The organism is Streptomyces sp. NPDC000348 (genome assembly GCF_042898795.1).
GTDB lineage: Bacteria > Actinomycetota > Actinomycetes > Streptomycetales > Streptomycetaceae > Streptomyces.
Window position 1 is genome coordinate 502,610 of the sequence record NZ_JBIAZD010000001.1, and the last position, 16,103, is coordinate 518,712.

At 71.9% G+C, this 16,103-nt stretch carries 13 protein-coding genes; 2 read left to right on the top strand and 11 right to left on the bottom strand.

Going from position 1 to position 16,103, the window contains the following annotated elements; genetic code table 11:
* Nucleotides 1–42: 42 nt before the first annotated feature.
* The 11 genes from ACFY3N_RS02385 to ACFY3N_RS02435 all read right to left on the bottom strand — a co-directional run bounded on the left by ACFY3N_RS02385 (nucleotide 43) and on the right by ACFY3N_RS02435 (nucleotide 13,505).
* The gene (locus tag ACFY3N_RS02385) at nucleotides 43–441 is read right to left on the bottom strand and encodes a cytidine deaminase (protein ID WP_390814773.1); all 399 of its coding nucleotides are present in this window, start codon (nucleotides 439–441) and stop codon (nucleotides 43–45) included.
* A complete protein-coding gene (locus ACFY3N_RS02390) occupies nucleotides 438–1,712 on the bottom strand; it encodes an ABC transporter permease (protein WP_390814774.1) in 1,275 nt (424 codons plus the stop codon). The genes ACFY3N_RS02385 and ACFY3N_RS02390 overlap by 4 nt, the downstream gene beginning before the upstream one ends.
* Entirely contained in the window at nucleotides 1,709–2,833 is a 1,125-nt protein-coding gene (locus ACFY3N_RS02395) for an ABC transporter permease (protein ID WP_390814775.1), read from the bottom strand. Before ACFY3N_RS02395 ends, ACFY3N_RS02390 begins: the two co-directional genes overlap by 4 nt.
* Nucleotides 2,833–4,458 carry an ABC transporter ATP-binding protein gene (locus ACFY3N_RS02400; RefSeq protein WP_390815027.1) on the bottom strand — a complete coding sequence of 542 codons (1,626 nt, stop codon included), beginning with the start codon at nucleotides 4,456–4,458 and terminating at the stop codon, nucleotides 2,833–2,835. The genes ACFY3N_RS02395 and ACFY3N_RS02400 overlap by 1 nt, the downstream gene beginning before the upstream one ends.
* Before the next feature lie 150 nt (nucleotides 4,459–4,608).
* Complete coding sequence (locus ACFY3N_RS02405; protein ID WP_390814776.1) at nucleotides 4,609–5,658, bottom strand: BMP family protein; 1,050 nt, start codon at nucleotides 5,656–5,658, stop codon at nucleotides 4,609–4,611.
* A gap of 260 nt (nucleotides 5,659–5,918) precedes the next feature.
* Nucleotides 5,919–6,968 (bottom strand): BMP family protein, encoded by a 1,050-nt coding sequence (locus tag ACFY3N_RS02410; protein WP_390814777.1) that lies wholly within the window; start codon nucleotides 6,966–6,968, stop codon nucleotides 5,919–5,921.
* 303 nt (nucleotides 6,969–7,271) lie between these two features.
* A complete protein-coding gene (locus ACFY3N_RS02415) occupies nucleotides 7,272–8,501 on the bottom strand; it encodes a M20 family metallopeptidase (RefSeq protein ID WP_390814778.1) in 1,230 nt (409 codons plus the stop codon).
* A 344-nt stretch (nucleotides 8,502–8,845) separates the two neighbouring features.
* Entirely contained in the window at nucleotides 8,846–9,910 is a 1,065-nt protein-coding gene (locus ACFY3N_RS02420) for a hypothetical protein (protein ID WP_390814779.1), read from the bottom strand.
* 58 nt (nucleotides 9,911–9,968) lie between these two features.
* Nucleotides 9,969–10,907, bottom strand: a complete 939-nt coding sequence (locus ACFY3N_RS02425) for an N-acetylneuraminate synthase family protein (RefSeq protein WP_390814780.1) — start codon at nucleotides 10,905–10,907, stop codon at nucleotides 9,969–9,971.
* A gap of 13 nt (nucleotides 10,908–10,920) precedes the next feature.
* Nucleotides 10,921–12,165, bottom strand: a complete 1,245-nt coding sequence (locus ACFY3N_RS02430) for a cytidylyltransferase domain-containing protein (protein ID WP_390814781.1) — start codon at nucleotides 12,163–12,165, stop codon at nucleotides 10,921–10,923.
* A gap of 32 nt (nucleotides 12,166–12,197) precedes the next feature.
* Complete coding sequence (locus tag ACFY3N_RS02435) at nucleotides 12,198–13,505, bottom strand: DUF6716 putative glycosyltransferase (protein ID WP_390814782.1); 1,308 nt, start codon at nucleotides 13,503–13,505, stop codon at nucleotides 12,198–12,200.
* Nucleotides 13,506–13,703: 198 nt separating this feature from the next.
* Here ACFY3N_RS02435 and ACFY3N_RS02440 point away from each other — a divergent pair, with 198 nt between their 5' ends.
* Together ACFY3N_RS02440 and ACFY3N_RS02445 are read left to right on the top strand one after the other, a co-directional pair.
* Nucleotides 13,704–14,690 (top strand): glycosyltransferase family 2 protein, encoded by a 987-nt coding sequence (locus ACFY3N_RS02440; RefSeq protein WP_390814783.1) that lies wholly within the window; start codon nucleotides 13,704–13,706, stop codon nucleotides 14,688–14,690.
* Nucleotides 14,690–16,018 (top strand): polysialyltransferase family glycosyltransferase, encoded by a 1,329-nt coding sequence (locus ACFY3N_RS02445; RefSeq protein WP_390814784.1) that lies wholly within the window; start codon nucleotides 14,690–14,692, stop codon nucleotides 16,016–16,018. The genes ACFY3N_RS02440 and ACFY3N_RS02445 overlap by 1 nt, the downstream gene beginning before the upstream one ends.
* The last annotated feature ends 85 nt before the right edge of the window (nucleotides 16,019–16,103 follow it).

Sequence of the window (16,103 nt, forward strand, 5' to 3'; positions counted from 1 at the left end):
CGGTCGACGGTAACGGCTGTCGCCCGGAGGGGCCGCGGGGAATTACTTGGTGAGGTGCTGCGGGCCGAAGGCCTGGGGCAGCATCTCCGACAGCGGCAGGATCCCCGCCGGGGTCTCGAGCAGCAGGCCGGGGCCGCCGAACTCGTACAGCAGCTGGCGGCAGCGGCCGCACGGGACGAGGATCTCGCCGTCGCCGTCCACGCAGGTGAAGTGCGTGAGCCGGCCGCCCCCGGTGCGCTGGAGCTCCGAGACCAGTCCGCACTCGGCGCACAGCCCGAGCCCGTACGAGGCGTTCTCGACGTTGCAGCCGGAGACCGTGCGCCCGTCGTCGACCAGGGCGGCCACGCCGACCGGGTAACCCGAGTAGGGGGCGTAGGCGTGGGACATGGCGTCCCGCGCGGCGGCGCGCAGCGCCTCCCAGTCGACGTCGGCCGTGGTCACTTGCCCTGTCCCTTCCGGTACGGCATGCCGTCCGCCTTCGGCATCCGCAGCCGCTGCGCGGAGAGCGCGAGGACGACGAGGGTGATGACGTACGGCGTGGCGGCGACGACCTGGTTGGGGACCTCGTTGGTGCCGGCGTACCAGGCCCCGACGAGGACGCCGACGACCAGGGTGATCGCCGCGTGGACGTACTTCTTGCGGACGGCCAGCCAGATCGCGCCGATGACCAGCAGCAGCGCGCCGAGCAGCAGCAGGGCGTGCACGTTGGCGGAGCCGCCGCGCAGGTTGAGGCTGTCGGTGTAGCCGAACAGGCCGGCGCCGATGGCGAGACCGCCCGGCATCCAGTTGCCGAAGATCATCGCGGCGAGGCCGATGTAGCCGCGGCCGCTGGTCTGGCCCTCCAGGTAGAAGGGGTTGGCCACGATGGACAGGAAGACGCCGCCGAGGCCGGCCAGACCGCCGGAGATGATCACGGCGAGGTACTTGTACTTGTAGACGTTGACGCCGAGGGACTCGGCGGCGACCGGGTTCTCGCCGCAGGAGCGCAGCCGCAGGCCGAACGCCGTGCGCCACAGGATCCACCAGGTGGCCGGGATCAGCGCGACGGCGATCAGGGTCAGCCAGGAGACGTTGGTGACCAGTCCGCCGAGCAGGCCGGCGACGTCGGAGACGAAGAACCAGCCCTTGCCGTTGAGGTCGCTCAGCCCGTCGGAGAGTCCCGGCACGGTGAAGTGGCCGAGGGAGTCGACCGCCGGGGACTGCTTGGCGGAGCCGCCCGGGTGGCCCTCGAAGGCGAGCGGGGCGAGGTAGCGGGTGGCGCCGAGGGCGAGGATGTTGATGGCCACGCCGGAGACGATGTGGTTGACGTTGAAGGTGACGGTGACGATCGCGTGCAGCAGGCCGCCGATCGCGCCGCCGAGGATGCCGACGAGGACACCGGTCCACGGGCCCCACTGGAATCCGGCCCAGGCGCCGAACCAGGTGCCGAGGATCAGCATGCCTTCGAGGCCGATGTTGACGACGCCCGCGCGCTCGGCCCACAGGCCGCCGAGGCCGGCGAGGCCGATCGGGACGGCGAGCTGGAGGGCGGTGGACATCTGGCTGACGTTGGTGATGCCGTCCGCGCCGGTGATGATGCGGACGATCGAGACCAGTGCCAGGGCTCCGGCGATGACCAGGAGCAGGACGGGCCACGACATGCGGCGGCCGGTCGGCGGTGCGTGCTCCAGCGACGGCTGGTTGACGTCGGTCGCTGTGGTCGGAGCGGTCATCGGCCGGCCACCTCCTTCGTGGTGTTGTTGTCGGCGCCCAGGACGTGCCCCGCGGCGAGCTCCGCGCCGACCCGGCGCTGCTGGCGGCGCAGGCCCCACTCGCGGACGGCCTCGTAGGAGACGACGACCGAGAGGACGATCAGGCCCTGCATGATGACCGCGATCTCCTTGTCGTAGCCGTGGAAGTCGAGCTCGGGCGAGGCCTTGTCGAGCCAGGCCCACAGCAGGGCGGCGAAGGCGATGCCGACCGGGCTGTTGCGGCCGAGCAGGGCGATGCCGATGCCGAGGAAGCCGATGCCGGTGGGGAAGTTGAGGCTGTAGGTGTGGGTGTCGCCGAGCAGGATCGGCAGGCCCGCGAGTCCGGCGATGGCCCCGGAGAGCAGCATGGCGGTGAGCACCATGCGCTTGGGGCTGACGCCGCTGGCCGCGGCGGCGGACTCGGAGGCGCCGGAGGCGCGCAGGTCGAAGCCGAAGCGGGTGCGGTTGAGGACGACCCAGTAGCCGATGCCGAGCAGCACGGCGAGGATGACCAGGCCGTAGATCTCGCCGGCCTCGCCCATGTCGATGCCGGGGACCCAGCCGGACTCGTGCATCTCGCCGGTGGTGTTGTTGTTGCCGACCTTGACGCCGAAGACGGTGGGCAGCCAGAGGTAGCCGATGACGGAGGTCGCGATCGCGTTGAGCATGATCGTGGCGACGACCTCGCTGACCCCGCGGGTGACCTTGAGGACACCGGCGATGCCGGACCAGAAGGCGCCGGTGCACACGGCCGTCAGGAGCAGCAGCGGGATCTGCAGGACGGCCGGGAGGTTCATGTGCGCGCCCACGATGGCGGCCATCATGGCGGCGAGCTGGTACTGGCCGTCGACGCCGATGTTGAACAGGTTCATGCGGAAGCCGATGGCGACCGCCAGGGCGGCGATGTAGTACATCGAGGCCTGGTTGATGATCAGGACCTGGATGTCGGAGAAGCCGGCCTGCTCGAACATCAGGGCGAACGGTTCGACCGGGTTCTTGCCGGAGGCGATCAGGACGATCGCGCTGAGCACGAAGGCCACGGCGAGCGCGATGACCGGTCCGGCCACCGCGAGGAGCACGCGCTCCTTGTCGAACTTCTTCATCAGCGGGCCTCGTCTTCCGGGGACCCGGCGGACGTGCCGCCGTCGGCCGGGGTCTCGGGGTTCTCGTCGTGTTCGAGGTGGCCCTCGGCCGCGCCGGTCATGGCGGTGCCGAGTTCCTCCGGGGTGATGGTGGCCGGGTCGGCGTCCGCGACCAGCTTGCCGTCGTAGATCACCCGGAGGGTGTCGGAGAGGCCGATGAGCTCGTCCAGGTCGGCGGAGATCAGCAGCACGGCCAGGCCCTCGCGGCGGGCCTGGCGGATGTGGTCCCAGATGGCGGCCTGCGCGCCGACGTCCACACCGCGGGTGGGGTGGGCGGCGATCAGGAAGCGCGGCTCGTGGCTCATCTCGCGGCCGACGATCAGCTTCTGCTGGTTGCCGCCGGACAGGGAGGCGGCGGTGACGTCGATGCCGGGGGTGCGGACGTCGTACTCCGTCACGATCCGGCGGGTGTCCTCCTGCGCGGCCTTCGGGTCGAGCCAGACGCCCTTGGCGTTGGGCCGCTCGGTGACGTGGCCGAGGATGCGGTTCTCCCAGAGGGGGGCCTCCAGGAGCAGGCCGTGGCGGTGGCGGTCCTCGGGGATGTAGCCGATGCCCTGCTCGCGGCGCTTGCGGGTGGCCCAGGAGGTGATCTCCTCGTCGGCCAGCCGGATGGTGCCCGAGTCGGCGTGGCGCAGGCCGATGAGGGCGTCGACCAGCTCGGTCTGGCCGTTGCCCTCGACGCCGGCGATGCCCAGGACCTCGCCCGCGTGGATGGTGAAGGTGATGTCGTCGAGCAGGGCCTTGCCGCCGGGGGCCGCCAGGCGGAGCTTGTCGACGGTGATGACGGGGCGGTCGGTGACCGTGGACCCGGCCGTCTCCGGCGTCGGCAGCTCGCTGCCCACCATCAGCTCGGCGAGCTGGCGCGGGGTCGTCTCGGCGGGGACGGCCGTGCCGACCGTGGTGCCGCGGCGGATGACGGTGATCTCGTCGGCGACGGAGAGCACCTCGCCCAGCTTGTGGGAGATGAAGATGACCGACAGGCCCTCGGCCTTCAGCTCGCGCAGGTTGTCGAAGAGGGCCTCGACCTCCTGCGGGACGAGGACGGCGGTGGGCTCGTCGAGGATCAGGGTGGTGGCGCCGCGGTAGAGGACCTTGAGGATCTCCACCCGCTGGCGGGCGGCGACGCCGAGCTCCTCGACCAGGACGTCGGGGCGGACGCCGAGGCCGTAGCGGTCGGAGAGCTCCTTGATCCTGCGGCGGGCCCTGGCGCCGATGCCGTGGAGCTTCTCGCTGCCGAGGACGACGTTCTCGAGGACGGTGAGGTTGTCGGCGAGCATGAAGTGCTGGTGCACCATGCCGATGCCGCGGACGATGGCGTCGGCGGGCGAGGAGAAGCTCACCTGTTCGCCGTGGATCGCGATGGTGCCCTCGTCCGGCTTCTGCATGCCGTAGAGGATCTTCATCAGGGTCGACTTGCCGGCGCCGTTCTCACCGACGAGGGCGTGGACGGTGCCCTTGCGGACGGTGAGGTGGATGTCGTGGTTGGCGACGACACCGGGGAAGCGCTTGGTGATCCCGGCGAGTTCGACGGCGGTCGCCGAATCGTTGACCGCCGCTGCGGCCGGAGGGCTGCTGGACGCGTTGATGACGCACTCTCCTGGGGACGGGGGCCGTCTACGCGCGTAGTGCCCCTACGGCATGCAAAGGGGTGGCGCACTCGACCGACGGGGTACGAGGAGCCGGGCTCCTCGTACCCCGTCGAGCGGACGCGACCCCGGGATCGTTCAGGGGGTGTCTCAGCTCGACTTGACCTTGATCTCGCCGCTGATGATCTTCTCCTTGGCCGTCTCGATGGCTTCCTGGAGCTCGGCGTCGTCCGCGAACTTCGGGTTGGAGTTCGACAGGCTCACCTCACCCGTCTTCAGATCGCCCTTGACGATACCGGTCGTGGGCTTGCCGTCCTCGACCGACTTCGCAAGGTTGTACACCGCCTTGGCGACGTCCTTCATCGCCGAGGTGAGGATCGAGTCCTTGTACGCGGCGAGGGCTTCCTGCTGGTACTGGTCGGAGTCGACGCCGATCGCCCACACCTTGTTGGCGGCGGCGGCCTCGATGACGCCCTGGCCGGACAGACCGGCGGCCGCGTAGATCACGTCGGCCTTCTTCTCGATCTGGCCCTCGGCGGCGCTCTTGCCCTTGTCGGGGCTGGAGAAGCCGCCCTCCTCCGCGGTCTGCGTCAGGTACTGCGGGACCACCTTCACCTTGGGGTCGGTGTCCTTGACGCCCTGCTCGTAGCCGGCCTGGAATTTGTGGATCAGCGGGATGTCCACACCGCCCACGAAGCCGACCGTCTTCGTCTTGGTGCTCTTGGCCGCGGCGACACCGGCGAGGTAGGAGGCCTGCTCCTCGGAGAAGACCAGGTCGGCGACGTTGTCCGCCTCGATGGTGGCGTCGTCGACGATGCCGAAGGTGGTGTCCGGGTACTTCTCCGCGGCGCCCTTCACGGCGGCGGCGTACGCGTAGCCGACACCGACGACCGGGTTGTAGCCCTGCTTCGCCAGCGAGACCAGGCGCTGCTCCTTGTCGGCGTCCGTCTCGCCGTCGGTGGGCTCGACGTCGGCCGTCTCGTAGCCGAACTCCTTCTTTGCCTGCTCCAGGCCCGCGTACGCGGCGTCGTTGAAGGACTGGTCGCCCTTGCCGCCGACGTCGTAGGCGATGGCGAGGCCCTTGTCGCCCTTCGACTCCGAGGAGCTCGAGGAGGTGGAGGTGCCGCCGCAGGCGGAGAGGGCGAGGGCCAGGGAGGCGGTCGCTGCGCCTGCGACCGTGATCCGGGAAATCCGGCGCATGTGTGGTGCTCCTAGTCGTACAAGCGCCGGGACGTGTTCAGCTGCGGCGCTGGCTTTGCCGCAGATTAACGCGCGTAGACCTGCCTGAAAACCCCTTCTGTCCACCTTGTTATCCGGCCGTGGCCAACACGGCGTCGAGCGGTGGGCAGGGCATTGCCGGGCGCGAGCGGAGGGTGGCGGTGGGTGAGCGGACGCGGGAACGACGGAGAGGGCCGACGCCCGACGGGCCGGCCCTCTCCGTGCGTGTGTGCCGGGTCCGGCTACTCCGTCCGGACCTTGATGGAGCCGTCGATGATGCCTTCCTTGGCCTTGGCCACGGCGTCCGTCAGACCGGCGATCCCGGCCATCTTCGGGTTGCTCTCGGAGAGGCCGACGCCGTTCACCTTGAGGTCGAAGACCTGGGTGCCGGTCAGCGGCTTGCCGTCCTCGACCGACTTGGCCAGGGCGTACACCGCGCCGCCGACGTCCTTCAGGGCGGAGGTGAGGATGTAGTCCTTGTACGCGGCGAGGGCTTCCTGCTGGTACTGGTCGGAGTCGACGCCGATCGCCCAGACCTTCGCCTTGGCGGCGGCCTCGATGACGCCCTGCCCGGAGAGGCCGGCCGCCTGGTAGATCACGTCGGCCTTCTTCTCGATCTGGCCCTCGGCGGCGGCCTTGCCCTTGTCGGGGCTGGAGAAGCCGCCCTCCTCCGCGGTCTGCGTCAGGTACTGCGGGACCACCTTCACCTTGGGGTCGGTGTCCTCGACGCCCTGCTCGTAGCCGGCCTGGAACTTGTGGATCAGCGGGATGTCCACACCGCCCACGAAGCCGACCGTCTTCGTCTTGGTGGCCTTGGCGGCGGCGACACCGGCGAGGTAGGAGGCCTGCTCCTCGGCAAAGACGAGGGAGGCGACGTTGTCGCCCTCGACGACGGAGTCGACGATGCCGAAGGTGGTCTTCGGGTACTTCGCGGCCACGGCCTTCATCGCGGGGCCGTAGGCGAAGCCGACGCCGACGATCGGGTTGTAGCCCTGGCGGGCCAGCGAGGCCAGACGCTGCTCCTTGTCCGCGTCGGTCTCGCCCTCGGTGGGCTCGACGTCGGCGGTCTTGTAGCCGAACTCGTCCTTGGCCTTGGTGAGGCCGGCGAAGGCGGCGTCGTTGAAGGACTGGTCGCCCTTGCCCCCGATGTCGTAGGCGATGGCGAGGCCGAGGTCTTCCTTGGAGTCGCCGCTGTCGCCGTTGTCACTGCTGGTGCCGCCGCAGGCGGTGGCGGCGAGTGCGAGCGAGGCGACCCCCACCGCGACGCGGGTCAGTTTGGATATCCGACGCATCTGAAGCTCCCCATTCTCCAAAGCCCCGCAGCGGGTGCTCGGTTCGGCGCACATTAACGCGCGTAGACACTCCTGGGAACGGGGTCCAGCGGGGCCGTTATCCATTCGTGCCGATGGCCGGTTACGTCCTTGTGAACCAGAGGGCCGTAGGGGCCCGAAACGGGCGATCGGCGGGACGCGCGCGTCTGCACGGCCCCACGCTGCCCCTCCCACGTCCGGCGCGCAAGCGGAACGGGCGGGGAAGGGAGCCGGGGGCGGGCGGAGCGGGTGGCAGGGGGACCGCGGCGGGCGGGCGGTGCCGCTCTAGCGGAGGGCGTCCAGCAGGGCGGCGCCGGTGAAGAGCTCCACGCCGACGGTGATGGCGTGCTCGTCCACGTCGAAGTCGCCCTGGTGCAGATCGCGCACGGTGCGCTCGCCCGGGGGGCGGACGCCGAGGCGGGCCATGGCGCCGGGGACGCGCTCCAGGTACCAGGAGAAGTCCTCGCCGCCGAGGCTCTGCTCGGTGCCCTCGACGGACTCCACCCCGCGCCGGGCGATCATGGCGTCGCGCAGCAGTTCGGTGGCGCCGGCCTCGTTGACGACCGGCGGGACGCCGCGCACGTAGGTGATCTCCGACTTGGCGCGGTGCAGGTTGGCCACCTCGTCGATGGCGGCGACCACGATGTCGGGGGCCTGCCGCCAGGTCTCCAGGTCCAGGCAGCGCACGGTGCCGGAGAGCTCGGCGTGCTGCGGGATGACGTTGGGCGCGTGGCCCGACTCGACCCGGCCCCAGGTCACGGCCAGTCCGCTGCGGCTGTCGACCCGCCGGCCGACCAGGGCGGGCACGTCGGTGACGACCCGCGCGGCGGCGGTGACCAGGTCGGTGGTCAGATGCGGGCGGGCGGTGTGGCCGCCGGGGCCGTCGAGGGCGATCTCCAGCCGGTCGCAGGCGGAGGTGATGGGTCCCTCGCGCAGACCGATCCTCCCGGCGTCGACGCGGGGGTCGCAGTGCACGGCGAGGATCCGGCCGATGCCGTCCAGCCCGCCGTCCTCGACCACCTCGGCGGCGCCGCCGGGCAGCACCTCCTCGGCGGGCTGGAAGATCAGCCGCACGGGGCGGGGCAGCAGGCCCTGGCGGTGCAGTTCGGCGAGGACCAGGCCGGCGCCGAGCACGACGGTGGTGTGCACGTCGTGGCCGCAGGCGTGGGCGCGGTCGGGCACCGTGGAGCGGTAGGGGCAGTCGGCCTTCACATCGGGGATGGGCAGGCCGTCGATGTCGGCGCGCAGGGCGAGCATCGCCGAGTCCGTGCCGGCCTCGTCGTCGGTTCCGATGTCACAGATCACGCCGGTGCCGCTGGAGAGGACGCGCGGCTTCAGACCGGCCTGCTCGAGGCGTTCCTTGATCGCCGCGGTGGTGCGGAACTCCTGGTGGCCGAGCTCCGGGTGCATGTGCAGGTCGCGCCGGAAGGCCACGAGTTCGGCGCGCAGGGCCTCGGGCAGCGCGCCGGGGAGCACCGCTCCCCCGGGGAGATCGATCTCGGACTCCAGTGACATCAGTGGTTTCACCCTTTGAAGAGTAGGGTGCCGGAGCCGTCCACCGACCCCCGATCAAGAAAAATCAGCCCGTTGGGGGGAGAAAATCCGGCTGCCCTACGCATAGCTGTGTATTGAGGTGGGTACACTCACCGCCTTTTTGCGAGGGTATAGGCCGATGGCCTGCCGGTCCATGAGGTCGATCACACTCCGTGCCCCGGTTCCGGCACCCGTCCACTCCTCACGGTTACCACGCTCGGCCCAAGCCACGCGGACCGGTTCATTCGGCGGATGCCGGCGGGCGACGGCTGCTGTCCGGCACCGGGGACGCGAAGGCCCGCCCGCTCCCCTCCGGCACCGGGGACTCAGACCGCCGGTGCCGTCCGCAGGTGGTGGGCGGACCTGGCCGTGTCCGTGACGTTGGCCAGGAAGCCCTGGGCGCGGGGGGAGGCGTTCTTGGTCAGCCAGGCGGGGTCTATGTCGCACACCGTGACGCGGACGCCCGTGCCGGCGAGGGCCAGCGGGAGGGTGTGGACGACCGTGGAGGGGAAGCTGAGGACGGTGGCGCCGATGGGGCCGCGCCGGGCGACGATCTCCAGCGGGAGCTCCGGGCGGACGACCTCCAGTCCCGTCTCGACGGCGAGCCGGTGGAGTTTCTCCGTGCTCTCGCGGCGGTGCGCGAAGTAGCGCTTGGCGCCGTGCGCGGCGACCAGGGCGCGTACGGCCTCCAGGTAGGCGTCGGCGTCCACCACGCCGGTCTCCACCAGGGAGGTGCCGACCATGTCGGCGCCCCGGGTGACGCGAGGCGGGCCGAAGCGGTCCCGGGTCCAGGCGAAGGTGTGGGAGCTGACGGTGACCCCGGGCGGGGTGTCCTCCATGGGCATGGAGGTGAAGACCTCCACCGTGCGCTTCCCGCCGGGGGTGAGCCGGCGCCGGGCGGCGGCGGACACGGGGGCGAGGACGAGTTCGCGGGGGCCCGGGCGGCCGCCCTTGCGGTGCCAGCGCACCAGGCGTTCGCCGCGGGCCAGCTGGCCGACGAACTCCATGGTCGCGGTGCCGTCGTCGACGACGACGACCTCACGGGCACGGGTGATCGTCAGCAGCAGCTGGACGTAGCGGGAGAAGGGGTCGCCGAGGACGACGCGGGCGGCCCGGCGGAGCGGCGCGGTGAGGCCGCCGACCGTCTGCAGCGGGGCGCCCGCTCCCCCGCGCGCCTCCTCCCAGCGGACCTGGTGGCCCTCCTCGCGGGCCAGCTCCGCCATGCGGCGCAGCTGGCCCCGGGTCATCGGGTCGACCGGGGACAGCACCACGAGGGTGAGCCCCACGCCGGGCGCGTGCGCGTGCGCCCACTCCAGCACGTTGAGCAGTTGTACCGGGCTCTCGACGAAGGCGAGGGTGTGAGGGCCGGGCCGGCCGGCGCGGGGGCTCATCGACGTACGACCGTTCCCGTCGTCGTAAGGGTGGGAGGGGGTGCGGGGGTGCGGGGGTTCAGACGGCCACGGGCTCGCCGGCGGCCGTGGCGATCTCCGCCTCGGCGACCACGCCGGTGACGCGGCGCAGCTTCTTCATCGGGCCGAGCTCGGAGTCGTAGACCTTCTTGACGCCGTCGCCGAGGGAGGCCTCGATGGTGCGGATGTCGCGGACCAGGCGGGTCAGGCCCTGCGGCTCGACGGAGGCGGCCTGGTCGGAGCCCCACATGGCGCGGTCGAGGGTGATGTGGCGCTCGACGAAGACGGCGCCGAGGGCGACGGCGGCGAGGGTGGTCTGCAGGCCGGTCTCGTGGCCGGAGTAGCCGATCGGGACGTTCGGGAACTCCTGCTGGAGGGTGTTGATGACCCGCAGGTTCAGCTCCTCGGCCTTCGCCGGGTAGGTGGAGGTGGCGTGGCAGAGCAGGATGTTGTCGCTGCCCAGGACCTCGACCGCGTGGCGGATCTGCTTCGGGGTGGACATGCCGGTGGAGAGGATGATCGTGCGGCCGGTGGCGCGCAGGGCGCGCAGCAGCTCGTCGTCGGTGAGGGAGGCGGAGGCCACCTTGTGGGCGGGGACGTCGAACTTCTCCAGGAAGGCGACGGCCTCGGTGTCCCACGGGGAGGCGAACCAGTCGATGTTCTTGGTCTTGCAGTACTCGTCGATCCGGCGGTACTCGTCCTCGCCGAACTCCACGCGGTGGCGGTAGTCGATGTACGTCATCCGGCCCCAGGGGGTGTCGCGCTCGATGTCCCACTGGTCGCGCGGGGTGCAGATCTCGGGGGTGCGCTTCTGGAACTTGACCGCGTCGCAGCCGGCCTCGGCGGCGGCGTCGATCAGCTTGAAGGCGTTCTCCAGGTCGCCGTTGTGGTTGATGCCGATCTCGCCGGTGACGTACACGGGGCGGCCGGGGCCGGCCTCGCGGGAACCGAGGGTACGGATGCGGGAGTTGGTGCTCATGTCCGGGGTTTCCTTACTTGGGGAGGGAATCGAGAGAGGGACCGAGGATCCAGCCGGCGATCTCTCGGATCGCGCCGTCGCCGCCGGGGAGGGTGGTGACCGCGCGTGCGGCGCCGCGTACGACGTCGTGGGCGCTCGCGACCGCCACGGGCCAGCCGACGAGGGCGAAGCACGGGAGGTCATTGACGTCGTTGCCGACGTAGAGCACGCGCTCCGGCGCGATGCCCTGCTCCTCGCACCACTGCTTCAGTGCGAGGTCCTTGCGGTCGATGCCGTGCAGCACGGGGAGCCTGAGCTTGCGTGCGCGGGCGGCGACGACCGGGTTCTGTTCCGTGGACAGGATGAGCAGCTTCAGGCCGCTGCGGCGCAGGGCCGCGATGCCGAGTCCGTCCCCGCGGTGCACGGAGACGAACTCCCGTCCGTCGGAGTCGATCAGCACCCGGTCGTCGGTCTGGGTGCCGTCGAAGTCGAGGACGACCGCGTCGACGTCGTCGGCGGTCGGGAGGGCGCCGGGCCGCTCCGCGTCGAAGAGCGGGGCGAGGGCGCGGGCCCGGGCGAGGTCGTGCGGGTCGTCGATCTCCAGCACGCGGGCCGGGTCGGTGCGCACGAGTTCGGTGCGGCCGAAGAACCGGTGCCCGTGCTCGCGGAAACCGGCCGCGTCCATGGCGTAGGCGGCGCCGGTCTCCAGGAGGTCCTGGGGACGGTCCTGGCGGCGGGGCCGGAAGGACTTGTCGTGGTTGACGCCGTGGCCCCCGGCGGCGGCCGGGTGGGCGCCGGTGCCGGCCGTCGTCCCGTCCGCCGCGTCGCGCCAGATGAAGCCGTGGAACGGGGCGACGGTCACCGCGGTGTCGGCGCCCTGGTCGACGACCGCGCCGGCCACTGCGTCGACGTCCTCGCGGATCAGGAAGGGGCTGGTGCACTGCACGAGCAGGACGACGTCCACGGGGGCGCCGTGCAGGGCCTCGTGGGCGTCCAGGGCGTGCAGCACGGCGGCCTCGGAGGTGGCGGTGTCGCCGGCGATGGCGGCGGGCCGCAGCACGACCTCGGCGCCGGCCTGCCGGGCGGCGGCCGCGATGGCCTGGTCGTCGGTGGAGACGACGACGTCCGTGACGTACCGGGCGGCCCGGCACTCGCGCACGGCGCGCGCCACCAGCGGTACGCCGCCGACCGGGGCGAGGTTCTTCGCGGGCACGCCCTTGGAGCCGCCGCGCGCGGGGATCACGGCGAGCACGCGGCGCGCCGTCGGCGGGTGGGACATCGGATCAGCTCCTCGATCGGGGATCGGACCGGTCACAGCTCGCCCATCCGGCGGATCACCGGGGCCACGCGCTGCACGCCGTGCCGGTAGGCGCCGCGTGCCGCGCGGCGCACGATCTGCCGGACCGGTCCGGGCTCCTTGTCGGCGGCGGGCGCGCCGGGCAGCGGGGTGCCGTCCGGGCCGAGGTGGTGGCGGGCGAGGATGCCGGGCAGATAGCCGGGCGCGGTGACGGGCGTGTAGTACGGGGTCAGCGGGGGGAGGCCGCCGGGACGGCCGAGCAGCGCGGCGATGCGTTCGCGGGCCGCGTCGAAGGCCGTTCCGTACGAGCCTTCCGCGGCCACTCCCTGCCGGGCCACCCACTCCGGGTCGGGCTCCGGGCGGTGTCCGGCGTCGAGCTGGTCCCAGGAGGCGAGGCAGCCGGAGCCGACGAAGTGGTGGTTGCCGAGCGCCTCCCGGATGCCGAGGTCGGTGAGGACCACGGTGGGGATGCGGCGGTGCAGCGACTCCAGGGCGGCTGTGGAGCTGACGGTGACCAGGAGGTCGGTCCGGTCGAGGACCTCGCCCATGTGCCCGTACACGAGGCGGAAGTTGGCGGGGAGGTCCAGTCGCTGGGCGAGCTTCTGGTAGGGCAGTTCCTCGATGTGCGTGGTGTGTTCGCCGGGCTTGGAGCGCAGCTTCAGCAGCACCTCGCGCTCCGGGTGCCGGCGGGCGTGCTGCACCAGCCGGTTCAGCAGGTACGTACGGTCCCTGCGGTTCTCCGGGACGGAGGGCTGGGCGGCGAACACCACGGTGTAGGGGTCGTGTTCGCCGGTGTAGTCGTCCCCGCCGAGGAACGGCAGCGCGACCTCGGTCACCGAGCCGGCGTCGGCGCCCACCCCCTCGTACACGGCGCGGAAACGGTCCGCGTCCTGGCGGGAGTTGGCGAGCACCAGGTCGGCGCCGTGGCGCAGCAGGAGGCCGTCGGCGAGCTTCTCGTAGACGACGCCGACGTATCCGGTGACGACGACGGGCCGCTGCGGCCGGTCCTCCCAGATCCGCTTGAGTCCGTGCAGCATCGCCTGCACACCGCCGCCGACCAGGGCGAGCACGAGGAGGTCGTACGACTCCTCGCGCATCGCGCGCAGGAACTCGACGGCGGTGACCTCGCGGAGCGAGTCCGCCCGGACGCCGACCTCGCCGAGCTGGCGGGCGGTGGGGGTGGCGCGGCCCCGCAGCAGGAATCCGTCGAGGCGGACGTCCCGCGGCGCGACGCGGTTCGCGGTGAGCGCGCCCCATTTCCACCGGGTGTCGGAATCCGCGAGGACCGCGACCCTGAGGGGCTTCGTTGCACTTGCTGGCACGCCGCAGACGCTAGGAAGCGAATTCTAGGCAGGGCCCAACCGCGCATCAACGAAAAGTTAACAACACCCCACCGGGAGCCGAACCGGCCCGCGGGAACGCGGTGCGTAGACGTCATGCACCTTACGGACACGTGGAGTTCATTGCCCGGACAGCCGCCGGAAAGGCGCCCGGACGGGCACCCTCCTAGTGTTCCGCGGGTGCCGAAGCTTTCCGTGATCGTCCCGTTCTGCAACGTCCGGCAATACGCCCCGGACACCGTGCGAAGTCTTCGCGCCAACGCCCGGCCGGATTTCGAGTTCGTTCTGGTCGACGACCATTCCGAGGACGAGACCCCGGCGATTCTCGAGCGCGCGGCCGAGGACCTCTCGCGCGTCGCGCAGGTGCGCTACATCCGTCATGACAAGAATGCCGGGATCGCCACCGCGCGCAACACCGGGCTGGACGCGGCGCGCGGCGAGTACCTGGCCTTCCTGGACGGCGACGACTGGTTCGCTCCGGGGTACCTGCCGGAGCTGGTGGCGGCCGCCGAGGGGCTGGGCTGCGACTTCGTCCGCACCGACCACGTGCGGGTGACCGGCCGGGCCCGGTCCGTGCAGCGGGTCCCGGTCGGTCTGCGCGGCGAGGTGCTGGACCCGCGCGACGCGATCCTCCCCGTGGGCCGGACGACCGCGGTGGACTACGTGTCCGTCTGGGCCGGCGCCTACCACCGGCGGCTGCTGGAACGGGGACTGCTGCACTTCGCCGAGGGGCTGCACACGGCCGAGGACCGGCCGTGGACCTGGAAGCTGCACCGGGAGGCGGAGTCGTTCGCCGTGGTCGGCCTGCTGGGCGTGTTCTACCGGCGCGGGATCGCCTCCTCCCTCACCCGGATCGGCGACGTCCGCCAGCTCGACTTCATCCGCGCCTTCGACCTGATCGTCGCGGAGACGGCGGCGGACCGGGACGCCGGCCGGCTGCTGCCCAAGGCGGTGCGGCAGTACTGCGCGATCATGGCCCACCACCTGGCCGAGGAGGACAAGTTCGAACCGGCCGTGGCCGGGCGGCTGCGGACGATGGGCGCGGCGGCGCTCGACCGGCTGCCGCAGGACCTGCTCGAAGACGTACTGGAGACCATGGACATGGACCGTTCCGCCCGGCTGCGGCGGCTGCGGCGCAGGGCCGGCACCGGGAAGGGGGCCGCGTGATGTCCCGTACCACCCAGATCTTCTGCGCCTCGTCGCTGTACGGACTGGCCACGCTGGCGGCCGCGATCGAGTCCGGCTGCTTCCCGGAGGCGGAGCGGCGGGTGCTGCTGGTGTGCAACGACGCCGAGGTCCCGGAGAGCACGCCGGCGCTGGACGGGATGCCGGGCTTCGCACCGCTGCGCGACCACTTCGACGACGTGCTCTCCTGGAACGAGGCCATCACCCCCTTCCACCCGGGGGCCTGGACGCCGCGTCCCGAGGACGTCCCGCTCCTGGAGCGGCATCTGCGGCGGCTGTGGGGGCTCGGCGGCGACCGGGTGGAACTGGTCCTGGAGTCCGTCGCGGTGCCCCCCGCCCTCGCGGTGGCCCAGGTGTTCACCGGTGCCCCGGTCCACGTCTACGCCGACGGGCTGATGAGCTACGGTCCCACCCGCGCCCGGCTCGACCCGCTCGTGGGCACGCGGGTGCGGCAGGTGCTCCACCTGGACCTGGTGCCGGGCCTCACGCCGATGCTGCTGACCGAGTTCGACGTGCCGGCGCGGGTGGTGCCGGCGGACGCCTTCCGGCAGGCGGTCGGTGAACTGTCGGAGGCCGCCGGTGAGTTGCCCGCGCTGCCGGACGGCTCGGCGCTGCTGCTCGGCCAGTGCCTGTCCGGGCTCGGCGTCCTCTCCGCCCGGGAGGAGGAGGACCTGCACGTGCGGATGGTGCGGGGGGCGGCCGAACGCGGTCACCGCGCCGTCGTGTTCAAGCCGCACCCCCTCGCGCCGGTCCGTCACGGCCGCGCGCCGGCCGCCGAGGCGGAGCGGCTCGGGGTGGACCTCACCGTCGTCGACAGCCCCGTGCCCGCCGAGGTGCTGTTCGAGAGGTACCGGCCCGCGCTGGTCGTCGGCTGCTTCTCGACCGCGCTGTTCACGGCGTCCGCGCTCTACGGCCTGCCGGTGGCCCGCACCGGTACCGAGCGGGCCCTGGAGCGGCTGACGCCCTACCAGAACGGCGACCGCGTCCCGGCGGTCCTGGCCGACGCGCTGCTGCCGTCCCTGGAGCCCGGCGGCGGGAGCACCCTGCCCGCCGACGAGCTGGACGACCTGGTCACCGCGCTCGGCTTCACCATGCAGCCGCAGATCCACCCGGCCCTGCGCCCGGTCGCGGAGCGGTACCTCGCACGGCACTTCGGCCCGCGCACCCGGCACTGGTTCAAGCGCAGGCGGCTCACCTCGCTGGGGCTTCCCGGCGGCATCCCGAAACGGCTGGCGTTCCTGCCCCGCAGCACCACCGCGCGCCGGGTGGTGCGGCGGGCGCGGGCACTGAGGAAGGCCGTGCGGCGCTGAGCGGCCCACGACGCCGGGCCGACTGTTCGAGAGGCACTGTTCACCCGATGTCCACCCGGAAGCCACCGCCGACCAGCCGTACTGG

Bases quoted from the DNA above. Each gene is read 5' to 3' on its own strand.
- ACFY3N_RS02390 (WP_390814774.1), bottom strand. From the start codon at position 1,712: ATGACCGCTCCGACCACAGCGACCGACGTCAACCAGCCGTCGCTGGAG.
- ACFY3N_RS02395 (WP_390814775.1), bottom strand. From the start codon at position 2,833: ATGAAGAAGTTCGACAAGGAGCGCGTGCTCCTCGCGGTGGCCGGACCG.
- ACFY3N_RS02405 (WP_390814776.1), bottom strand. From the start codon at position 5,658: ATGCGCCGGATTTCCCGGATCACGGTCGCAGGCGCAGCGACCGCCTCC.
- ACFY3N_RS02410 (WP_390814777.1), bottom strand. From the start codon at position 6,968: ATGCGTCGGATATCCAAACTGACCCGCGTCGCGGTGGGGGTCGCCTCG.
- ACFY3N_RS02415 (WP_390814778.1), bottom strand. From the start codon at position 8,501: ATGTCACTGGAGTCCGAGATCGATCTCCCCGGGGGAGCGGTGCTCCCC.
- ACFY3N_RS02420 (WP_390814779.1), bottom strand. From the start codon at position 9,910: ATGAGCCCCCGCGCCGGCCGGCCCGGCCCTCACACCCTCGCCTTCGTC.
- ACFY3N_RS02425 (WP_390814780.1), bottom strand. From the start codon at position 10,907: ATGAGCACCAACTCCCGCATCCGTACCCTCGGTTCCCGCGAGGCCGGC.
- ACFY3N_RS02430 (WP_390814781.1), bottom strand. From the start codon at position 12,165: ATGTCCCACCCGCCGACGGCGCGCCGCGTGCTCGCCGTGATCCCCGCG.
- ACFY3N_RS02445 (WP_390814784.1), top strand. From the start codon at position 14,690: ATGTCCCGTACCACCCAGATCTTCTGCGCCTCGTCGCTGTACGGACTG.